This window comes from Lentiprolixibacter sp. (assembly GCF_982873095.1).
Map to the genome: position 1 here is coordinate 1 of NZ_CEYNTP010000281.1, position 3,244 is coordinate 3,244.

General features: G+C 44.0%; 4 protein-coding genes. 1 reads left to right on the forward strand and 3 read right to left on the reverse strand.

Going from position 1 to position 3,244, the window contains the following annotated elements:
- Together AC4E7D_RS13180 and mdh are read right to left on the reverse strand one after the other, a co-directional pair.
- The coding region (locus AC4E7D_RS13180) for a hypothetical protein (protein WP_490174250.1) at positions 1–276 on the reverse strand (276 nt) is incomplete at its 3' end.
- A 230-nt stretch (positions 277–506) separates the two neighbouring features.
- Complete coding sequence (gene mdh, locus AC4E7D_RS13185) at positions 507–1,433, reverse strand: malate dehydrogenase (RefSeq protein WP_490174251.1); 927 nt, start codon at positions 1,431–1,433, stop codon at positions 507–509.
- A 303-nt stretch (positions 1,434–1,736) separates the two neighbouring features.
- On the opposite strand from mdh, the gene AC4E7D_RS13190 reads away from it, so the two are divergent.
- Entirely contained in the window at positions 1,737–2,108 is a 372-nt protein-coding gene (locus AC4E7D_RS13190; protein ID WP_490174252.1) for a hypothetical protein, read from the forward strand.
- Between the two features lie 87 nt (positions 2,109–2,195).
- Here AC4E7D_RS13190 and AC4E7D_RS13195 read toward each other — a convergent pair whose 3' ends face one another.
- Positions 2,196–3,200 carry a DUF6588 family protein gene (locus AC4E7D_RS13195; protein ID WP_490174253.1) on the reverse strand — a complete coding sequence of 335 codons (1,005 nt, stop codon included), beginning with the start codon at positions 3,198–3,200 and terminating at the stop codon, positions 2,196–2,198.
- Positions 3,201–3,244: the final 44 nt, after the last annotated feature.

The window sequence follows — 3,244 nt, forward strand, 5'->3', positions numbered from 1 at the left end:
CCCTTTAAGGTCAAGCCCTTTGTTGAGCTCCTTGGTTTTGGCCTCTTCGTAAGACGTAAAGCCCAGGATTGGATTTTTACCTATCGAATCCAGGTACCGCGCTTCCAGGACTTCACGCTTGGAAACATAGTCTTCTTCTGTAGAAGGGATTTTTACAGCGGCAAATTGCTCTGCGTCTGTTTCAATCTTACTCGTGATAAAGGTGTAGGATAGCTGATAAATACTAACCAGTCCGAAAAGTAAAGCGAAAAGCTTTATAAGGCCTTTATTCTGCATGGATTATATTGATTTGATGATGGTGTTCGTAAATAGCGTGCAAATATATCATTTCCAAGAGGAACTGACAATTTATTTAAGTGAATTATAGGGGGCGTTGGGGGTTGTAAATTCATATTTCAAGGTACTTCTACAATTTTCCCGAAGCGAGGCAGACGCCCTGTTATGGTACAAAAAAGGCACCTGTATTAAGGTGCCCATTTTTAATGCTATAGCGATGTGGGGGAGTATCAAACATCCAACAGGCCGTTGGTTTTTCCAACCCCTGCAGCACTTTCCTTCATTTTCGCCTGCTCTTTATCGCTCAGTTCAATTTCCACGATTTTCTCAATACCGTTCTTCCCCAGGATCACGGGTACTCCAATACAGATATCATTCAAACCGTATTCCCCAGAAAGGAAAGCAGAGCAGGGAAACATTTTCTTTTGATCACAAGCAATCGCCTGTACAAGTGATGAAACAGCTGCTCCAGGCGCATACCACGCACTGGTTCCCAATAACTTTGTAAGTGTGGCCCCACCTACCTTGGTAGCTTCCACTACCTCCTGCATCCTATCGTCTGATAAGAATTCTGAGACCTTGACGCTGTTTCGAGTGGCGTGACGGATCAGTGGAACCATGCCAGTGTCACTGTGACCTCCTATGACCATTCCATCTATATCAGATATAGGTGCTTCGAGGGCTTCTGCCAGGCGATATTTGAATCGCGCGCTGTCCAGTGCCCCTCCCATTCCTATGATCCTGTTCTTGGGCAGGTCTGTACTCTTGTGCACCAAATATGTCATGGTATCCATAGGATTACTCACCACTATTACAATGGCATTTGGAGAGTGTTCCAAAAGGTTGGTAGTTACCGTCTTTACAATGCCAGCATTAATCCCGATGAGCTCTTCCCTGGTCATGCCCGGTTTCCGTGGAATTCCTGAGGTAATGACCACGATATTGCTGTTTGCGGTTTTACTGTAATCGTTAGTTGTCCCGGTAATCTTGGTATCAAAGCCGTTCAGGGAGGCCGTTTGCATCAAATCCATGGCCTTGCCTTCCGCAAAACCTTCTTTGATGTCTAATAAAACAACTTCGGAAGCGAAATCCTTTATGGCAATATACTCGGCGCAACTTGCACCAACAGCACCTGCTCCTACTACGGTAACTTTCATGTACTAGTGATTTTAATGGTTATTAGTTCTACATGCTCAAAACACGCTGAGATGTGCATTTATGAAGGGTTCAAATACGCGCCAAAATTACGGAATTTTGAAGGAAAAGTCATCCTTAGATGACGGATAAATTTCCCCAGGGACCAAGGTGATGCTGAATTTATTTTCAATTCAAAAATGTTAAAAAAGGATGCACTTTAACGAAGATTCCCACAAAAGCTTGCAGTACATCGAATTTTAACAATAGAGGTGCGAAGAATAGCGTTAGTCCTTCAATACGTTCCCAAATCAACGCATACCTACATGAAGAAGTTCTTTTCCCTTATGGCAATTGTTGCTATAATCTCAGTGAGCAACTGTTCTCGTATTCCGGAAAACAATGATCCTGTTATCGGGATATGGTACCGGTTGGATATTAATGAAGTAGATGCATCCAACAGGGAGTCCGTCCGTCAGGAATGGATCTTTAATGATGTATACCTCGGCAGGTACCACCGATACGAAAACAATACGCTGGTCTTTAAGACAGATTTCAACTGGGAAGTTCAGGACGGGGTGTATACTATCAATTATCCCGGAACAGAGATGGCGAGCCATACGGTGAGCAGGAAAGACCATACGAATGGAGAAGTACTGGCAGATATCCAGGACAATATCCTGGCCTTTAGAGAGTAACCCCCTTAATTTTTCCATATAGTTACGAAAAACAGCCTTCGATTTGAAGGCTGTTTTTTATTTGTATAAGATGTAAGTCCTTATGTCCTACCTGAATCCAAAATTCACCCCAAATGTCAGACGGTTGAATTCCCCCAGGGTATAATCGGCATTTAGGCGGAAAAATCCCAGTTTTAGTTTGGTACCGACATTGGCCGTTACCCCGCTTATTGATCTACTAATGGAAAAAGGATCCGTATAGGTCGCGGGAAATGGACCTGCAGCTACGATGTAAGTTCCCAGGATGTCCAGATCCGATTTCCCGGACAGGTAACCCAAACCGCCATAGAAGTTAATGATCGGTAGTCGTGTAGAAACTACCGCCTGAAAGTTCCATACACCAATTTTGGAGTCTATTCGTTGGTTTTCCCCATCTATTATGTTGGTAGAAGTAAAGTCGTAGGTGCCTGTTAATCGCGTGTAGCCAATAACCCCAGAAATGGCCACAGGCAGAACTTTGTCAGCGGGAAGGTGCTTTGTGAAATCGTGTTGAATCCCCACACCAAACAAGCCCACCGATACCTCATCGGTATTGATCTTGGGTAAGAACCTGGCTTTTACCTCAGTCCCTTTGATCAGGCCAACACTGGCTTGCAGGAATCCAGATGGCACAAAATTAATGTTTTCAGCAGCAAGTCCGGAAGGCAACTCAAATTCCTCCCTCAGTAAACCGCTTTCATCCTCTACAAAAACCCTAACTCCTTCGATATCCCCGAGGGCAGTGGAGACGGTTTTGGAAGTACTGCCATCAACAAACTGCAGGTTTTCATAATCTGCGGTGTTGAGTACAAAACCTTTTTTATCATCCTTGTTTTTAAAGAAAGAAAAGTTACCAATTACTGAAATTTCAAACCCTCCCAGCGGTTTGGCATCAGCTGTATTGTACCAGCTTCCTCCCATACTGTATATGGCGGCTTCAGAAACCGGCGCGAGATAGTCGTTCATAAACCTTTCCGTGTCATCGAGCCCGGCAGCGAAAAGTTCATTTACATTCGATTGGGCGAAGCCATTGGCCGTAAGGCACAATGACAACATTAATAAGATCCGTTTCATTTTGTAATATTTTTCCTAAAACTAAAAAACTCGCCCCATGGGAG

Coding starts and splice junctions, on each gene's coding strand:
- AC4E7D_RS13190 (WP_490174252.1), top strand. CDS start 1,737: ATGAAGAAGTTCTTTTCCCTTATGGCAATTGTTGCTATAATCTCAGTG.
- mdh (WP_490174251.1), bottom strand. CDS start 1,433: ATGAAAGTTACCGTAGTAGGAGCAGGTGCTGTTGGTGCAAGTTGCGCC.
- AC4E7D_RS13195 (WP_490174253.1), bottom strand. CDS start 3,200: ATGAAACGGATCTTATTAATGTTGTCATTGTGCCTTACGGCCAATGGC.